The following is a 15951-nucleotide window of genomic DNA, read 5'->3' as shown; positions in this document are numbered from 1 at the left end:
TCAATAAACCCCTTTCCGGCCATATCTGTCATGATTTTCAGCATGAATGGAACCTCGATGGACCTCAATGCCGTCCGCATGCTGGTGCAGGTGGCCGAAGCACGCAGTTTCACCGTCGCCGCCGGGCAGCTGGGCCTGAGCCAGTCAGGCCTGTCGCGAGCGATCAGTCGGCTGGAGGCCACGCTGGGGGTGAAGCTGCTGCAGCGAAACACCCGCAACGTGGCACTGACCCCGGATGGTCGCCAGTTCGTCGATCAGATCGCGCCCCTGCTGTGCGGTCTCGAGGATGCCGAACGCCAGTTGGCCGACCGTCCGTGCACGCCCTCGGGCACCCTGAAGATCAGTGCGCCCTCGATGTTCGGGCGCAAGGTGCTGGTACCGCTGCTGGGGCCGATGCTGCAGCAGCACCCGCAACTGCAGGTGGAAGCCGTGCTCAACGACCGTCTGGTCGATCTGGTCGAGGAAGGTTTCGATGCCGCGCTGCGCACCGGCGTCATCGCCGACCAGCGCATCGTCGCGCGGCCACTGCGGCCGCTGCGCTGGGTGACGGTGGCCAGCCCGGACTACCTCGACCGCTGTGGCGCGCCCGACGATGTGGCCGCCTTGCGGGATCATGCCTGCTTGGCGGTGCGCAACCTGCGCAGTGGCCGGCTGGTGGACTGGCAGTTCCTGCAGGACGGCCAGCTTCACGACTTCACGCCACCGACGCGGATGGTGTTCGACAGCGGCGATCCGCTGGTGGAAGCGGCGATCGCCGGCATCGGCATCGTGCAGGTGATGGATTTCGCGGTGGCCGACGCCTTGGCCGACGGCCGCCTGCTGCGCGTGCTGCAGCCGTTTGAAGGCCGCAGCCGCGCGCTGTCACTGATCTACCCACCGTCGCGCCAGCATTCGCCGAAGCTGCAGGTACTGGCCGACGCGTTGCTGGCGGGGGACTGGTAGATCCACGCCATGCGTGGATGGAGTTCGGCTTCGCGGTAGCGCCGGGCCATGCCCGGCGAGCCGCATCGCGGCGACGGAACGGAATGCCGCCGGGCACGGCCCGGCGCTACCGGTAGGGCGTTGCCAGCCAGCGGCCGGCACTACCGGGTGCGGTAGATCCACGCCGCGCGTGGATGTGGACTTCGGTGCAGAGCCAGCGCGCGACGCAGCAAAAACTGATTCAGCCCAATTGGAGAAAGAACGCACCGGCGCGTCCTACCGGAGAAAAATCAGGCTTATCCGGGAGGAACAGATACGCCATGCCGTCGGACAGTACGCCTTTGTGCGAAGGCAGAATGCCGTCGATGTCCGCGCCGTAGAGCATCAAGCGACGGCGACCGCCATTCCACGTCAAAGTTGATTGCAGCCATGCATCGACTCCATCCAGCTTGGAATCCAGGTTCTCATCATCGTCAGGTTCCAAACACTCCACACGCTCGATACGGCCGCGCTCATGCGAGTCGCTCATGCATCGGCTTCTGGATGCGGCCCCACGCCTGTATGCGAGCACAACTGCGTCGCTAGTTCCCTGCACCGCGCGCAGCCGACGGAAGTGGGAATGATCCCGCGTATCGGTGGGGATGAAGACTGATAACCAGAAATCCTCAGCAACGCCCTGCGGATAGAACCAATGTGCAGGGAGTGCCATCAGGTGAAAGAGCGCACGGCCTTCAACACAGGCTGGCCAAGGTATGTTCTCTGGAAGAAACGCACCGCCGCCAACGTATGCATCGGTTGGAGAGGCCTTTTCCTTGGTCAACAGCAGGCGGGTGTACATGGTGGGGTCGCCGAAAACTGCACGGACGTCCACGGTGCCAGCGCGCCTCGCCCCGGTTCAAGGCCAATAGCGACAGCCTTGAACAAGGGAGAGAATCGCCGCCGGGCATGGCCCGGCGCTACCGGTGAGGCGTTGCCGGCCAGCGGCCGGCACTACCGGGTGCAGTAGATCCACGCCATGCGTGGATGGGTTCCTGGCTGGGGTCAGAGCCCTTTCCGTGGGAAAGGGATCTGACCCCGGGGCATTACGCGAAGCTATCGGTGGCGCGCACCAGTGCGTCCACGTTCTCGGCCTCGAACGCCGAGTGGCCCGAGGCCGGGGTGATTTCCAGCTTCGCCTTCGGCCACACCTTGGTCAGGTCCCAGGCGTTGGCCAGCGGGCAGACCACGTCGTAGCGGCCGTGCACGATCACGCCCGGGATGTCGGCGATGCGGTGCGCGTCGCGCAGCAGCTGGTCTTCCACCTCGAAGAAACCGCCGTTGACGAAGTAGTGGTTCTCGATGCGGGCAAACGCCAGCGCGAAATGCGGGTCTTCGTGGCTGTTGATGAAGTCATCGTCCACGTGCAGGAAGCTGGTCGCCCCTTCCCATACCGCCCACGCCTTGGCCGCTTCAAGGCGGGTGGTTTCGTCGTCGCTGGTCAGGCGGCGGTGGAAGGCCGAGATCAGGTCATGACGCTCCACCAGCGGAATCGGCTTGAGGTAGTGCTCCCACGCATCCGGGAACAGGCGGTTGGCGCCTTCCTGGTAGAACCACTCCAGCTCCCAGCGACGCAGCATGAAGATGCCGCGCAGGACCAGTTCGGTCACGCGCTGCGGGTGGGTTTCGGCGTAGGCCAGGGCCAGGGTCGAGCCCCAGCTGCCACCGAACACCTGCCAGCGATCGACCTTCAGGTGCTCGCGCAGCTTCTCGATATCGGCGACGAGGTCCCAGGTGGTGTTGTCCACCAGATCCGCGTGCGGGGTGGAACGGCCAGCACCGCGCTGGTCGAACAGGATGATGCGGTACTTGGATGGGTCGTGGAACTGGCGCATCTTGTCGCTGCAGCCGCCACCCGGGCCACCATGCAGCATCACCACCGGCTTGCCTTCCGGGTTGCCGCACTGTTCGAAGTACAGCGTGTGGCGGTCGTCGACCTTCAGGGTGCCGACGTCGTAGGGGGTGATGGCGGGGTACAGCGTACGCATGCTTGCAGCTCCAGGGTGATGCCCTGCCGGGGCAGGAGAACCTCCATTCTAGGCCGGACGCCGGCCCAGGGTGATGCGGTCGCGCTGCTCCAGGTCCTGCACGGTCTGCACCTCGGCAAATCCCGTCGCCTCGAACAGTGCCCGGATCGCGGCGCCCTGGTCCCAACCGTGCTCGATCAGCAACCAACCGCCGGGCCGCAGGTGGGCCTGGCCACCCTCGACGATGCGGCGGATGTCATCCAGGCCGTCCATGCCCGAGGCCAGCGCGGTAGACGGTTCGAAGCGCAGGTCGCCCTGTTCCAGATGCGGGTCATCGCTGGCGATGTAGGGTGGATTGCTGGCAATCAGGTCGAAGCGTGCCCCCCGTAGCGGCGCATACCAGTCGTGCCCGCCCTCGGCGAAACGCACGTTGCGCAGTTCATGGCGGGCGGCATTGCGCGCGGCCACGGCCAACGCGCCCGGGCTGGCATCGGTGGCCAGCACCTGTGCCCGGGGCCGTTCGCTGGCCAGTGCCAGTGCGATCGCACCGCTGCCGGTACCGAGGTCGGCCAGCTGCAACGCCTGGTCCGGCGGCAGTCGCTCCAGCGCCAACTCGACCAGCAGCTCGGTTTCCGGGCGCGGGATCAGCGTGGCCGGGTCGACCTCCAGGTCCAGCGTCCAGAAACCGCGGCGCCCGGTCAGGTAGGCAACCGGCTCACCGGCCACACGGCGGGCCAGCAAGGCTTCGAAGGCGGCCTGGTCATTGGCGGCCAGCGGATCGGTGGCATGGGCGAACAGCCAGCTGCGCGGGCGGTCCAGTACATGCAGCAGCAGAAGTTCGGCTTCGTGGCGGGCGTCGACACCGCCCAAGCGGGCACTGGCGTCGGCTACGACCTGACGCAGAGTGGGTTCGGGTTGGAAAGACATGTCTCAATTGTAGAGCCGAGCCGATGCTCGGCTGCTGCTGGAACAGCCGAGCATCGGCTCGGCTCTACAGATCCACCGTCGAGCATGGCTCGACGCTACAAAAAAGCTGGAATCCGTTCAGGTTTCGCCAGAGGGTATAAGGAGGGGCTATCAGCCCTCTTCACACATCCCGGGCGATTTTCCTTGCCACACAAGCAGTTACAGGATGGGAGCGGCATGGTTCAGTGCTGGCTCATGGCCTTTTGATAGACTCCATCTATCAAATAGATGCAATCAATGGATTGTTCTTATCGCCAGCGAGTCGGTAACCTAGCTCCTGTCGATTCACCCACTCCCCTTCACCAGAGGAAAAATGATGTCCCTCATCAACACCCAGATCCAGCCGTTCGAAGCCAACGCTTACCACAATGGCGAGTTCATCAAGGTTTCCGACAACAGCCTGAAGGGCCAGTGGTCCGTCCTGATCTTCATGCCGGCCGCCTTCACCTTCAACTGCCCGACCGAGATCGAAGACGCGGCCGACCACTACGCCGAGTTCAAGAAGGCCGGCGCCGAGGTCTACATCGTCACCACCGACACCCACTTCTCGCACAAGGTGTGGCACGAAACCTCGCCGGCCGTCGGCAAGGCCCAGTTCCCGCTGGTCGGCGACCCGACCCACCAGCTGACCAACGCCTTCGGCGTGCACATTCCGGAAGAAGGCCTGGCCCTGCGCGGCACCTTCATCATCAACCCGGAAGGCGTGATCAAGACCCTGGAGATCCACTCCAACGAGATCGCCCGTGACGTGTCCGAGACCCTGCGCAAGCTGAAGGCTGCCCAGTTCACCGCCGCCAACCCGAACCAGGTCTGCCCGGCCAAGTGGAAGGAAGGCGAGAAGACCCTGACCCCGTCGCTGGACCTGGTCGGCAAGATCTAAGGCAGTACCGGCCTGCCGTGGCCCTACGCCACGACGCGCCTTCATCCCCGTGCCGGTCCCCCCGCCGGCGTGGGGGTGAACCCAAGACAGCCAACGCGCGCCAGCTTTGGCCAGCCAGCCCCTTCCACGGTCGCTGTCTTGGGTTCACCCCTACCCCCTGCTGGTCCGCTACCTTCTACAGCGGTGCCACGCCCCCTGTTTGCCTGAAGCCAGGAGATGACCCGATGTTGGACGCCAACCTGCAGTCGCAGCTGAAGACCTATCTGGAGCGCGTGACCCGCCCGATCCAGATCACCGCGCACGCCGACGACGGCGCCAAGTCGCAGGAAATGCTGGAACTGCTGCAGACCCTGGAAAGCCTGTCGGACAAGATCTCGCTGCAGGTCCTGCGCGATGGCCAGGGCCGCGTGCCGTCCTTCGACCTGGGCACGCCGGGCCAGGACATCCACCTGACCTTCGCCGGCCTGCCGATGGGCCACGAGTTCACCTCGCTGGTGCTCGCCCTGCTGCAGGTCGGCGGCCACCCGTCCAAGGCCACCGCCGAGCTGATCGAGCAGGTGCAAAACCTGGAAGGCGAGTACAGGTTCGAAACCTACTTCTCGCTGTCCTGCCAGAACTGCCCGGACGTGGTGCAGGCGCTGAACCTGGCCGCGGTGCTCAACCCGCGCATCCAGCACGTGGCCATCGATGGCGCCCTGTTCCAGGACGAAGTCGAGAAGCGCGAGATCATGTCGGTGCCGACCGTGTACCTCAACGGTGAAGTGTTCGACCAGGGCCGCATGACCCTGGAGCAGATCGTGGCCAAGCTGGACACCAATGCCAGCAAGCGCGATGCCGAGAAGATCGCCGCCAAGGATGCTTTCGACGTACTGGTGGTCGGTGGTGGCCCGGCTGGCGCCGCAGCGGCGATCTACGCCGCACGCAAGGGCATCCGCACCGGCATCGCCGCCGAGCGTTTCGGTGGCCAGGTGCTGGACACCATGGCGATCGAGAACTTCATCTCGGTGAAGGAGACCGAAGGCCCGAAGCTGGCCACGGCGCTGGAGCAGCATGTGCGCGAGTACGAGGTGGACATCATGAACCTGCAGCGCGCCAGTGCGCTGGTGCCGGCCGGCGAAGACGGCCTGGTGCAGGTGCAGCTGGAAAACGGCGCGGTACTGAAGTCGCGTTCGGTGATCCTGTCCACCGGCGCGCGCTGGCGGCAGATGAACGTGCCGGGCGAGGACCAGTACCGCAACAAGGGCGTGGCCTACTGCCCGCACTGCGATGGTCCACTGTTCAAGGGCAAGCGCGTGGCGGTGATCGGCGGCGGCAACTCCGGTGTGGAAGCGGCCATCGACCTGGCCGGCATCGTGTCGCATGTAACCCTGCTGGAGTTCGATTCCAGCCTGCGTGCCGACGAAGTGCTGCAGAAGAAGCTGCGCAGCCTGGGCAACGTCACCGTGCTGACCAGCGCACAGACCACCGAAGTGCTCGGCGACGGCAGCAAGGTCACCGGCCTGGTCTACAAGGACCGCATCGGCGGCGATGCCCACCGCGTCGAGCTGGAAGGCATCTTCGTGCAGATCGGCCTGCTGCCCAACACCGAGTGGCTGAAGGATGTGGTGGCGCTGTCGCCGCGTGGCGAGATCGTCATCGATGACCGCGGCCAGACCAACCTGCCGGGTGTGTTTGCTGCTGGCGATTGCACGACGGTGCCCTACAAGCAGATCATCATCGCCATGGGCGCCGGTTCCACCGCCGCACTGAGCGCGTTCGACCACCTGATCCGCTCGTCGGTGAGCAACAGCAGCGGTGCCGTTGCTGAAGCGGCCTGATCCACCGTTCCCAGATCACCGGGAACATTGTCTGCCTGTCGGGTAACCACGCCGTCAGCCGGTCCGTTACCCCTGGGGTGTAAGGATGAACCTACGTGATCTGAAGTACCTGGTAGCCCTGGCCGACCACAAGCATTTCGGCCGGGCTGCCGCGTCCTGCTTTGTCAGCCAGCCGACGTTGTCCACGCAGATCCGCAAGCTGGAGGAAGAGCTCGGCCTGCCGCTGGTGGAACGCGCACCGCGCAAGGTGATGCTGACCCCGGCGGGCCAGGAAGCAGCAGCACGGGCGCGGGTGATCGTGTCCGAAGTGGAACAGCTGAAGGAAGCGGCGCGACGCAGCCGCGATCCGGAAGCCGGCACGGTGCGCCTGGGAATCTTCCCGACCCTCGGCCCGTACCTGCTGCCGCATGTGATCCCGCGCATCCGCGAGCGCTTCCCGGAGCTGGAACTGCTGCTGGTCGAGGAAAAGAGCGACGTGCTGCTGGACCGCCTGCGCGAAGGCAAGCTCGACGCCGCACTGCTGGCGCTGCCGGTGATCGACGACCAGCTGCATGCCGAATTCCTGTTCGAGGAGCCGTTCCTGCTGGCTGTCTCCGGGCGCCACCCGTTGGCCCGTCGCGAACATCTGGACGTGCAGGAACTGGCGACGCAGAAGCTGCTGCTGCTGGAAGACGGGCATTGCCTGCGCGACCAGGCGCTGGAAGTCTGCCGCCTGTTCGGCGCCAACGAGAAGTCCGAATTCCGCGCCACCAGCCTGGAAACGCTGCGGCAGATGGTCGCCGCCGACGTCGGCATCACCCTGCTGCCGAGCCTGTCGGTGCAGCCGCCGGTGCCGCGCTCGAACAACATCCGCCTGCTCGACTTCACCGGCGAGGGCCGTCCCAGCCGCCGCATCGCCATGATCTGGCGCCGCAGCTCGGCCATGAACGACTTCCTGATGGACCTGGCCGACCAGTTCAAGCGTCTGCCGCAGGCGCTGTTCACGCTGGAGGCGCTCGATGCCGGCAGCGATGCACCGGCCCTGCCCGGCCCCGCGCTGAACGGCTGAGCCCCCGCCGTACCGGCCTGGAATCGGCAGGAGTCGATTCCGGCCGCATTTGTCCCCACAATACAGACAGGCGGCGCCAGCAGGTGCCGCCTTTTGCATGGCTTTCAACCAAGGAGCGTCACCATGAACACCGCCAGCGGCCTGCCGCCGTCGATCACCGTTTCTACCTTCGACATGGACCGCCTGGACGCCATGCTCGAATCTCCCGCGCTGAGCCAGACGCCTGCCGCGCTCGCGCTTGCTGAAGAACTCAACCGGGCCACCGTGCTGGCACCGGACCAGATTCCCGAAGGCATCGTCATGATGCATTCGCGCGTGGAGTGCGAAGATGAAGTGTCGGGCGAAAAGCACGTCCTGACCCTGGTCTTCCCCCGCGAAGCCAACGTCGATGAAGGCAAGGTTTCCGTGCTGGCCCCGGTCGGCAGTGCCCTGCTCGGCCTTTCGATCGGCCAGAGCATCGACTGGACCGCGCCCGGCGGCCGCAAGCTGCGCCTGCGCGTGACCGCGGTCCACAACGACCGCCCCTGATTACCGCTGCGCACCGCGCGCGATTCGATCCCCCTGTCCCAGGAGCCGTAATGAGTACCCCGTCCAAACTGTCCCAGCTGCGCGAACTGTCCGTGGTTGTTGCCGATACCGGTGACTACGAGGCGATCAAGCGCCTGCAGCCGGTAGACTGCACCACCAACCCGACCCTGGTGAAGAAGGCGCTGGACCTGCCGGTCTACGCCGAGCTGATCGAACGCGAACTGGCCTGGGGCCGCCAGCAGACGGGCGACCGCGAAGCCGTGGTGCACGCCGTGGCCGACCGCCTGACCATCGGCGTCGGCGCGCTGCTGAGCACGCTGGTGCCGGGCCGGGTGTCCACCGAGGTGGATGCCGACCTGGCTCACGACACCGCTGCCACCGTGGCCAAGGCCCGCCAGTTCATCCAGATGTACGCCGATGCCGGCGTGCCGCGCGAGAAGATCCTGATCAAGATCGCCGCGACCTGGGAAGGCGTCGAAGCCGCGCGCATCCTGCAGGCCGAGGGTATCGACTGCAACCTGACCCTGATCTTCAACCCGACCCAGGCGCTGGCCTGCAGCGAAGCCGGGGCGTTCCTGATCTCGCCGTTCGTCGGCCGCATCCTGGACTGGTACGTGGCCAACGGCCAGGCCCCGGCCACCATCGATGAAGACCCGGGCGTGAAGTTCGTGCGCGGCGTGTATGCCGAATTCAAGCGTCGCGGTTCGCCGACGGTGGTGATGGGCGCCTCGTTCCGTTCGACCGCGCAGATCGAAGCACTGGCCGGCTGCGACCGCCTGACGATTTCGCCGGACCTGCTGGAGAAGCTGGACGCCGACCACGGCGAGCTGCCGCGCAAGCTGGTGGCCGGTGCCGCCGATGGCGCGGCGGTGACGCCGATCGATGCGGCCAAGTTCGCGGCGGACCTGGCGGCCGATCCGATGGCCACCGAGAAGCTGGCGACCGGCATCGATGCGTTTGCCAAGGATCTGGAAGCGCTGCGCGAGCGGATCCGCGCGGCACTGTGATTCCGGCCAACGGCTGAGCCCCTCGTGGCGGGTCGGTTGGTCGCGAAGAGCAAAAAGCCGCGCTGGGCCGGGCGGGTTGGGTTCGCGGGAGACGCCGTGAATCCATCCCTGGAGGCTTGGCCGCCGCATCCATGCGGCGGACACTCCCGCGAACCCAACCCGCCCGCCCTCTGACAGTTTCCTGCGGCCGCCCGCCACGGAAGAAAGAAAGAAGAGCAACAGCGGGTCGCGCGCTTCGCTTGCTTGGAGCGGAGCATGGCTCCGCTCTACAGAAAGCACTGCAGGATCAAACAAAAAGGACGCGGCAAACGCCGCGTCCTTTTTGTTTTTCTTCAGTTCGTCAGTAACCCATGCTCTCGCCCACCGTCACCGGGAAACTGTCGAAGGTGGGACGGGGGCGGCTGGCAGGACCGTTGGCGCCATGGGCCCGAGGCATGCCTCGGGCGGGTTGGGCAGGACGCCCAACCCCGGTCTTGCCGTGTGCGCAGGACAGCGCACACGAGCAAGGCGCCATCGAGCCCCCATGGACGGGTTTACGGCGTGTCCTGCCAGCCGCCCCCGTCCCGCCCAACCATCAGCAACCCAGAGCCGCTTTGGCTGTTGATGTTGACGTTGCCCGCCGCAGGCGGACCACCGCGCGTCAGCGCGGCGCCTCCACATCCAACCCGATCGGGCAGCTCACGCCGGTGCCGCCGATGCCGCAGTAGCCGTTCGGATTCTTCGCCAGGTACTGCTGGTGGTAGTCCTCGGCGTAGTAGTACGCCGGTGCCGGGTACACGATCTCGGTGGTGATCGGGCCGTAGCCGGCCGCAGCCAGCTGCGCCTGGTAGGCCTCGCGGCTGGCCAGCGCGGCCTTGTACTGGGCCTCGTCGGTGGCATGGATCGCCGAGCGGTACTGGGTGCCGGTGTCGTTGCCCTGACGCATGCCCTGGGTCGGGTCGTGGCTTTCCCAGAACAGCTGCAGCAGCCGCTCCAGGCTCACCACCGCCGGGTCGAACACCACCTGCACCACTTCGGTGTGGCCGGTCAGGCCCGAGCAGACCTCTTCATAGGTCGGGTTCGGCGTGATGCCACCTGCATAGCCGACCGAGGTGCTGTACACGCCCGGCTCGGTCCAGAACTTGCGCTCGGCGCCCCAGAAACAGCCCAGCGCAAAGCGGATCTGCTGCAGGCCGGCGAAACGGTCCTTCAGCGGATGGCTGTTCACGAAGTGCTGGTTGCTGTGCAGCGGCAGCGGTTGGTCACGCCCCGGCAGCGCCTCTTCCGGGCGCGGCAGGCGCTGCTTGAAGGCGCCGATGCCGAGGATGCCCTGCCCAATTCCCAACATGATGCGCTCCTACGCCGGAAGGCCGGCAATGTCGTCTGCATCGGAAATGGGGTCGGACGGGGCCTGGCCCAAGTCCAGCGCCGCCACGATGCCCTCGGCCTGCGGCCGCGCCGCATCGGGGATGCCGACCCGCAGCACGCCAAACAGCGGCAGCTCGCCCATCCCACCCAGCAGCTGCTCTCCGAACACGAACGCGGGGATACCGGCGTCTTCCAGCGCGTGCTTGACCAGATGGGCGTCGAACAGATTGTCGGCCTTGTACACGATGTGCATGCGGCGGCTCCTCGGGACAAGGGTCCAGCATACGCCTGGGGGCTGAATGGTGGAGAGGGCGGGATCCGAGAGTTGCCGGCCAGCGGCCGGCACTACCGGAAGACGCCGGGTAGTGCCGGCCGCTGGCCGGCAACCCCGGCAGTTCTGCCCGGTACGCGCTAGACTGTTGGTCTTTCTGCCTTTCTTTTCGCCGACTCATGTCCGAGCACACCCCCGCCAGCCCCGAGACCCCCGCCGACAGCCACGAGAAGCGCGATTTCATCCGCCAGATCGTGCGCGAGGACCTGGCCAGCGGAAAGCACCAGGCGATCAAGACCCGCTTCCCGCCGGAGCCGAACGGCTACCTGCACATCGGTCATGCCAAGTCGATCTGCCTGAACTTCGGCATCGCCGGCGAGTTCAGCGGCGTCTGCAACCTGCGCTTCGACGACACCAACCCGGCCAAGGAAGATCCGGAATACGTGGCCGCGATCCAGGACGACGTGCGCTGGCTGGGCTTTGAGTGGAACGAGCTGCGCCATGCTTCGGACTACTTCCAGGCTTATTACCTGGCCGCCGAGAAGCTGATCGAACAGGGCAAGGCCTATGTCTGCGACCTGTCGGCCGAGGAAGTGCGCGCCTACCGCGGCACCCTGACCGAGCCGGGCCGTCCGTCGCCATGGCGCGACCGCAGCGTCGAGGAAAACCTCGACCTGTTCCGCCGCATGCGCGCCGGTGAGTTCCCGGATGGCGCGCGCACCCTGCGCGCGAAGATCGACATGGCCAGCGGCAACATCAACCTGCGCGATCCTGCGCTGTACCGCATCAAGCACGTCGAGCACCAGAACACCGGCAACGCGTGGCCGATCTACCCGATGTACGACTTCGCCCATGCGCTGGGTGATTCGATCGAGGGCATCACCCACTCGCTGTGCACGCTGGAATTCGAAGACCACCGCCCGCTGTACGACTGGTGCGTGGACAACGTCGATTTCGCCCATGACGACGCGCTGACCCAGCCCCTGGTCGATGCCGGGCTGCCACGCGAAGCGGCCAAGCCGCGCCAGATCGAGTTCTCGCGCCTGAACATCAACTACACGGTGATGAGCAAGCGCAAGCTGATGGCGCTGGTCACCGAGCAGCTGGTGGACGGCTGGGAAGACCCGCGCATGCCGACCCTGCAGGGCCTGCGCCGCCGTGGCTACACCCCGGCCGCGATGCGCCTGTTCGCCGAGCGCGTGGGCATCAGCAAGCAGAATTCGCTGATCGACTTCAGCGTGCTGGAAGGCGCACTGCGCGAGGACCTCGACAGCGCCGCACCACGCCGCATGGCGGTGGTCGATCCGGTCAAGCTGGTGCTGACCAACCTTCCGGAAGGCCACGAAGAACTGCTGACCTTCAGCAACCACCCGAAGGACGAGAGCTTCGGCAGCCGCGAAGTGCCGTTCGCACGCGAAGTGTGGATCGACCGCGAGGACTTCGCCGAAGTGCCGCCGAAGGGCTGGAAGCGCCTGGTGCCGGGCGGCGAAGTGCGGCTGCGTGGCGCCGGCATCATCCGCTGCGACGAAGTGATCAAGGATGCCGACGGCACCATCATCGAACTGCGCGGCTGGCTCGATCCGGAATCGCGTCCGGGCATGGAAGGCGCCAACCGCAAGGTCAAGGGAACCATCCACTGGGTCAGCGCCGTGCACGGCGTGCCGGCCGAGATCCGCCTGTACGACCGCCTGTTCTCGGTGCCGAACCCGGATGATGAATCGGAAGGCAAGACCTACCGCGATTACCTCAATCCGGAATCGCGCCGCACCGTCACCGGCTATGTCGAGCCGGCCGCGGCCAGCGCCGCGCCGGAGCAGTCGTTCCAGTTCGAACGTACCGGCTACTTCGTCGCCGACCGCCGCGACCACACCGAAGCCAAGCCGGTCTTCAACCGCAGCGTGACCCTGCGCGATACCTGGTCGGCCTGAGGACCTGCGCGGGCGCCAGCATGGCGCCCGCACGCCATCGACAATGATCACCGCCCTCTCCGTCCTGTTCTGGTTCATCTCGCAGCATCCGCTGCTGACGTTCTTTGCAGCGATGGTGCTGGCCGGGCTGGTCTCGTGGTGGCGGCGCTTTCCGGGCTACGCCATCGTGGTGTTCCCGCTGGCGATGCTCAACATGTTCCTCGGCCACTTCCTCAACGCCACCTTCCTCAACGTGGTGGGCGAGCGTGGTGAAGCGGTGATCGTCAAGGCCGAGCGAACCAGCTCGACGCTCAACGAACAGTACATCTGGCGCTACGAAGGGGTGCTGCGTACCGCCGAGGGCCGCGATGTGGAAGTGGTGTTCCACACCAACACCGCCTCGCTGTGGCCGCTGGAAAACGCCATCCGCATCCCGGCGCGCGACCAGCCGTTCGTGGTCAAGTACACGCCGGGCTTCCCGCGCAACTTCGTCATCCTCACCAACGAATCCCCGCACGGGCTGGCCCAGGCCCGGGCCAGCGCGCGCGAGCGCGTGGAGGTGGCGGCACGCAAGCTGCACTTCAGCCCGGGCAATGCCGAGTTCCGCGCGGACTATCGCCGCGAACTCGAAAGCTGGCTGCGCGACCACGGCAACGACCCGCAGCAGCAGTCCGACGCGCAGCGCTATCGCGCCGAACTTGACGCGCTCGACCGCTAGCACCAGGCCCGGCCTGGATGCTCCACCCGATCCATCCACAGGCCCGACATGACCACGACGTCCACCGCCCTCCTCCCACTGCTGCAGCAGGCGCTGCAGGACGCCAGCGTCGCCAGCCGCATCGACGGCAACGCGCTGCTGCTGGACAGCGGACTGCGCCTGACCCCGCATGCGATGGCCGCACACGCGCGCGACAACGGCGGCTGGCAGACCTCCACCGTCATCGAAAGCCAGCATCCGCTGCTGTTCGCTGACGGCCTGTTCGAGTACCAGCACGCCAACGGTACCGATGAACAGGCATCGCTGCTGGCCGGCTTCCAGGCCTGGGCACGGGTGGACCTGGTGACCCTGCAGACCGCGATCGGCGCCGAAGACGCACAGGGCCTGCCGATGATGGGCCTGATCTATCCGGCCGGCGATGACGGCCAGGAACACCAGCGCACCGTGGTGCTGGGTCCGCTGGCGCATTACCGCGAGCACGAGGTGGACGCCAGCACCTGCAGCGAGGACGACCATGGGTCCTGTCCGTGCTGCCTGTTCACCAGGAGCATGGACGCCTTCGACGAGCTGCTGAAAGCGCGCCCGTTCCTGGCCATCCGCCTGTTCGCCTCGCGCGATGCCGATGGCCTGTGCGAGGCCGATTGCCGGGTCAATGGCCACGACTTCGCCGCTGCCCTGCCATTGCTGCGCGCGTATGCCGCCAGCTGGCCGCAGGCCGGGCTGGAGTTCCGCAAGCAGTACGTGGTGATCCGCACCGGCTCGCCCGGCTGACCCACCGCCACACCCGGTACAGGCCGGTGCGGCTACACTGCGCGCCGGTTTCCCAAGCAACCGCACCTTCTTCCATTCCCTACGAGGCACCCCCGCGATGCTGTACGCGCAAGTCCACCTGACCCTTCCCGCCTGGATCCACGACCAGATCGACCTGGATCGTCGATATCCGGGCGATGAGGCCAAGGTCGCGCTGGCGATCGAGCTGTCGCGGCTGAACGTCGAGCACGCCAGTGGCGGCCCGTTCGGTGCGGTGGTGTTCGGTCCGGATGACAAGGTGATCGCCGCGGGCGTGAACCGGGTGATGCCGCACGCGACCTCGCTGGCGCACGCCGAGAACATGGCCTACATGCTGGCCCAGCAGCGCCTGCAGACCCCGCGCCTGAACGCGGTGCTGTCGCCGGTCACCCTGGCCACCAGTTCGCAGCCATGCTGCCAGTGCTATGGCGCTACCGTGTGGGCCGGCATCGACCGTCTGCTGATCGGTGCCAACTCGGCCGACGTCGAGGAACTGACCCCGTTCGATGAAGGCCCGCTGCCGGCCGACTGGGTCGGCGAGCTCAACAAGCGTGGCATCGAAGTGGTGCAGGGCTTGGACCGCGACGCCGCGCGCAGCGTGCTGCGTGCCTATGGGGAAAGCGATGGCGCCCGTTACTGAGACCGGCATCGGCCTGCTGTGCCTGTGCCGGCAGGGCTTCGAGCCCGAGCTGGCCGGCGAGCTGCAGTTCCGCGCCGGCGAAGCCGGTTTCGCAGGTTATGCGCGTACCCAGCGCAATGACGGCTACGTGCTTTTCATGTGCGACGAAGCCGCCGCGCTGGCGCCGCGCCTGCGCTGGCGCGAGCTGATCTTCGCGCGGCAGAAGCTGGTGGTGCTGGCCGAACTGCCGCAGCTGGACCCGGCGGACCGGATCACCCCGATGCTGGAAGTGCTGGCCGATGCGCCCCGCTTCGGCGACCTGTGGGTGGAGCATCCCGATTCCGACGCTGGCAAGCCGTTGTCCGGGCTGGCGCGTGCCTTCGGCAACGCGCTGCGCCCGGCGCTGCGCAAGGCCGGCAAGCTCAGCGACAAGCCGAACACCCGCCTGCCGCGCCTGCATGTGGTGTTCGTCGACGGTACCCACGCCTTCGTCTGCGTGGCCGACCCGGCCGACAGCGCGCCGTGGGCACTGGGCATTCCGCGCCTGAAGCTGCTGCCCGAAGCGCCTTCGCGTTCGGCGCTGAAGCTGGACGAAGCGCTGCTGACCCTGCTGACGCCGGAAGAACGCGAGACGCTGGCCAAGCCCGGCATGCGCGCGGCCGACCTTGGCGCCGCCCCAGGTGGCTGGACCTGGGTGCTCACCCGGCAGCACATGCACGTGCTGAGCATCGACAATGGTCCGCTGCGCCAGCACGTGCTGGACACCGGCCTGGTCGAGCACCTGCGCGCCGATGGCTTCCATTGGCATCCGGAGCAGCCGCTGGACTGGATGGTCTGCGACATGGTCGAGCAACCGCGCCGCGTCGCCGAACGCATGGCCACTTGGTTCCGCGAAGGCTGGTGCAGGCATGCGATCTTCAATCTGAAGCTGCCGATGAAGAAGCGCTGGGACGAGACCCGGCTGTGCCTGGACCTGTTCCAGGACCAGGCCGGCAAGCCGCTGGAGGTGCGCGCCAAGCAGCTCTATCATGATCGTGAAGAGATCACCGTGCTGGCCTCGCCGCTGCGCTGATCCGTCATCGGCGGCACAGGTTGCCGGGAGTACGCTCCCGGTACCCTCTGGCAAGGAG

The 15951-nt window shown here is 66.5% G+C and carries 16 protein-coding genes; 11 read left to right on the top strand and 5 right to left on the bottom strand.

The features are described 5' to 3' along the window. Positions 1-57: 57 nt before the first annotated feature. Positions 58-942 carry a LysR family transcriptional regulator gene (locus ACZ75I_RS03600; RefSeq protein WP_472959041.1) on the top strand — a complete coding sequence of 295 codons (885 nt, stop codon included), beginning with the start codon at positions 58-60 and terminating at the stop codon, positions 940-942. Between the two features lie 220 nt (positions 943-1162). Here the strand turns inward: ACZ75I_RS03600 and ACZ75I_RS03595 are convergent, their stop codons facing one another. From ACZ75I_RS03595 to prmC, 3 genes are all read right to left on the bottom strand, one after another. Continuing rightward, positions 1163-1759, bottom strand: coding sequence for a hypothetical protein (locus ACZ75I_RS03595; RefSeq protein ID WP_472958717.1), 597 nt, complete (start codon positions 1757-1759; stop codon positions 1163-1165). Positions 1760-2003: 244 nt separating this feature from the next. Continuing rightward, positions 2004-2945, bottom strand: coding sequence for a prolyl aminopeptidase (gene pip / locus ACZ75I_RS03590; protein WP_134970571.1), 942 nt, complete (start codon positions 2943-2945; stop codon positions 2004-2006). Positions 2946-2993: 48 nt separating this feature from the next. After that, a complete protein-coding gene (prmC, locus tag ACZ75I_RS03585) occupies positions 2994-3851 on the bottom strand; it encodes a peptide chain release factor N(5)-glutamine methyltransferase (RefSeq protein WP_061480130.1) in 858 nt (285 codons plus the stop codon). 355 nt (positions 3852-4206) lie between these two features. On the opposite strand from prmC, the gene ahpC reads away from it, so the two are divergent. From ahpC to ACZ75I_RS03560, 5 genes are all read left to right on the top strand, one after another. Further along, positions 4207-4770 (top strand): alkyl hydroperoxide reductase subunit C, encoded by a 564-nt coding sequence (ahpC, locus tag ACZ75I_RS03580; protein ID WP_049436466.1) that lies wholly within the window; start codon positions 4207-4209, stop codon positions 4768-4770. Positions 4771-4994: 224 nt separating this feature from the next. Beyond that, complete coding sequence (ahpF, locus tag ACZ75I_RS03575) at positions 4995-6587, top strand: alkyl hydroperoxide reductase subunit F (protein ID WP_061480131.1); 1593 nt, start codon at positions 4995-4997, stop codon at positions 6585-6587. A gap of 85 nt (positions 6588-6672) precedes the next feature. After that, positions 6673-7635 (top strand): LysR substrate-binding domain-containing protein, encoded by a 963-nt coding sequence (locus ACZ75I_RS03570; RefSeq protein ID WP_049414506.1) that lies wholly within the window; start codon positions 6673-6675, stop codon positions 7633-7635. Between the two features lie 123 nt (positions 7636-7758). Beyond that, positions 7759-8163, top strand: a complete 405-nt coding sequence (gene rnk / locus ACZ75I_RS03565; RefSeq protein WP_049414505.1) for a nucleoside diphosphate kinase regulator — start codon at positions 7759-7761, stop codon at positions 8161-8163. 50 nt (positions 8164-8213) lie between these two features. Continuing rightward, entirely contained in the window at positions 8214-9170 is a 957-nt protein-coding gene (locus tag ACZ75I_RS03560; protein ID WP_072167897.1) for a transaldolase, read from the top strand. Between the two features lie 640 nt (positions 9171-9810). On the opposite strand, the gene msrA is transcribed toward ACZ75I_RS03560, so the two are convergent. Both msrA and ACZ75I_RS03550 read right to left on the bottom strand, forming a co-directional pair. After that, entirely contained in the window at positions 9811-10476 is a 666-nt protein-coding gene (gene msrA / locus ACZ75I_RS03555; RefSeq protein ID WP_032953954.1) for a peptide-methionine (S)-S-oxide reductase MsrA, read from the bottom strand. 30 nt (positions 10477-10506) lie between these two features. After that, complete coding sequence (locus ACZ75I_RS03550) at positions 10507-10770, bottom strand: putative signal transducing protein (RefSeq protein WP_061478337.1); 264 nt, start codon at positions 10768-10770, stop codon at positions 10507-10509. A 197-nt stretch (positions 10771-10967) separates the two neighbouring features. On the opposite strand from ACZ75I_RS03550, the gene ACZ75I_RS03545 reads away from it, so the two are divergent. The 5 genes from ACZ75I_RS03545 (at position 10968) to rlmM (ending at position 15893) form a co-directional block, all read left to right on the top strand. Continuing rightward, on the top strand, positions 10968-12716 hold the full coding sequence (locus ACZ75I_RS03545) for a glutamine--tRNA ligase/YqeY domain fusion protein (RefSeq protein WP_111008393.1): 1749 nt from the start codon (positions 10968-10970) through the stop codon (positions 12714-12716). A 43-nt stretch (positions 12717-12759) separates the two neighbouring features. Further along, positions 12760-13413 (top strand): hypothetical protein, encoded by a 654-nt coding sequence (locus ACZ75I_RS03540; protein ID WP_472958716.1) that lies wholly within the window; start codon positions 12760-12762, stop codon positions 13411-13413. A gap of 48 nt (positions 13414-13461) precedes the next feature. Further along, complete coding sequence (locus ACZ75I_RS03535) at positions 13462-14184, top strand: DUF6348 family protein (RefSeq protein WP_346477209.1); 723 nt, start codon at positions 13462-13464, stop codon at positions 14182-14184. A gap of 97 nt (positions 14185-14281) precedes the next feature. Then, positions 14282-14842 carry a nucleoside deaminase gene (locus ACZ75I_RS03530; RefSeq protein ID WP_472958715.1) on the top strand — a complete coding sequence of 187 codons (561 nt, stop codon included), beginning with the start codon at positions 14282-14284 and terminating at the stop codon, positions 14840-14842. After that, positions 14826-15893 carry a 23S rRNA (cytidine(2498)-2'-O)-methyltransferase RlmM gene (gene rlmM, locus ACZ75I_RS03525; protein ID WP_134969208.1) on the top strand — a complete coding sequence of 356 codons (1068 nt, stop codon included), beginning with the start codon at positions 14826-14828 and terminating at the stop codon, positions 15891-15893. The genes ACZ75I_RS03530 and rlmM overlap by 17 nt, the downstream gene beginning before the upstream one ends. Positions 15894-15951 lie beyond the last annotated feature (58 nt).

Source organism: Stenotrophomonas sp. X, assembly GCF_055721025.1.
Note: the sequence above shows the minus strand (reverse complement) of the source record. Positions and strands in the feature narration are given on the sequence as shown.

Excerpts from the sequence above, each read along its gene's own strand:
- ACZ75I_RS03600 (WP_472959041.1), top strand. The coding sequence starts at position 58 with ATGGACCTCAATGCCGTCCGCATGCTGGTGCAGGTGGCCGAAGCACGC.
- ACZ75I_RS03595 (WP_472958717.1), bottom strand. The coding sequence starts at position 1,759 with ATGTACACCCGCCTGCTGTTGACCAAGGAAAAGGCCTCTCCAACCGAT.
- pip (WP_134970571.1), bottom strand. The coding sequence starts at position 2,945 with ATGCGTACGCTGTACCCCGCCATCACCCCCTACGACGTCGGCACCCTG.
- prmC (WP_061480130.1), bottom strand. The coding sequence starts at position 3,851 with ATGTCTTTCCAACCCGAACCCACTCTGCGTCAGGTCGTAGCCGACGCC.
- ahpC (WP_049436466.1), top strand. The coding sequence starts at position 4,207 with ATGTCCCTCATCAACACCCAGATCCAGCCGTTCGAAGCCAACGCTTAC.
- ahpF (WP_061480131.1), top strand. The coding sequence starts at position 4,995 with ATGTTGGACGCCAACCTGCAGTCGCAGCTGAAGACCTATCTGGAGCGC.
- ACZ75I_RS03570 (WP_049414506.1), top strand. The coding sequence starts at position 6,673 with ATGAACCTACGTGATCTGAAGTACCTGGTAGCCCTGGCCGACCACAAG.
- rnk (WP_049414505.1), top strand. The coding sequence starts at position 7,759 with ATGAACACCGCCAGCGGCCTGCCGCCGTCGATCACCGTTTCTACCTTC.
- ACZ75I_RS03560 (WP_072167897.1), top strand. The coding sequence starts at position 8,214 with ATGAGTACCCCGTCCAAACTGTCCCAGCTGCGCGAACTGTCCGTGGTT.
- ACZ75I_RS03550 (WP_061478337.1), bottom strand. The coding sequence starts at position 10,770 with ATGCACATCGTGTACAAGGCCGACAATCTGTTCGACGCCCATCTGGTC.
- ACZ75I_RS03545 (WP_111008393.1), top strand. The coding sequence starts at position 10,968 with ATGTCCGAGCACACCCCCGCCAGCCCCGAGACCCCCGCCGACAGCCAC.
- ACZ75I_RS03540 (WP_472958716.1), top strand. The coding sequence starts at position 12,760 with ATGATCACCGCCCTCTCCGTCCTGTTCTGGTTCATCTCGCAGCATCCG.
- ACZ75I_RS03535 (WP_346477209.1), top strand. The coding sequence starts at position 13,462 with ATGACCACGACGTCCACCGCCCTCCTCCCACTGCTGCAGCAGGCGCTG.
- ACZ75I_RS03530 (WP_472958715.1), top strand. The coding sequence starts at position 14,282 with ATGCTGTACGCGCAAGTCCACCTGACCCTTCCCGCCTGGATCCACGAC.
- rlmM (WP_134969208.1), top strand. The coding sequence starts at position 14,826 with ATGGCGCCCGTTACTGAGACCGGCATCGGCCTGCTGTGCCTGTGCCGG.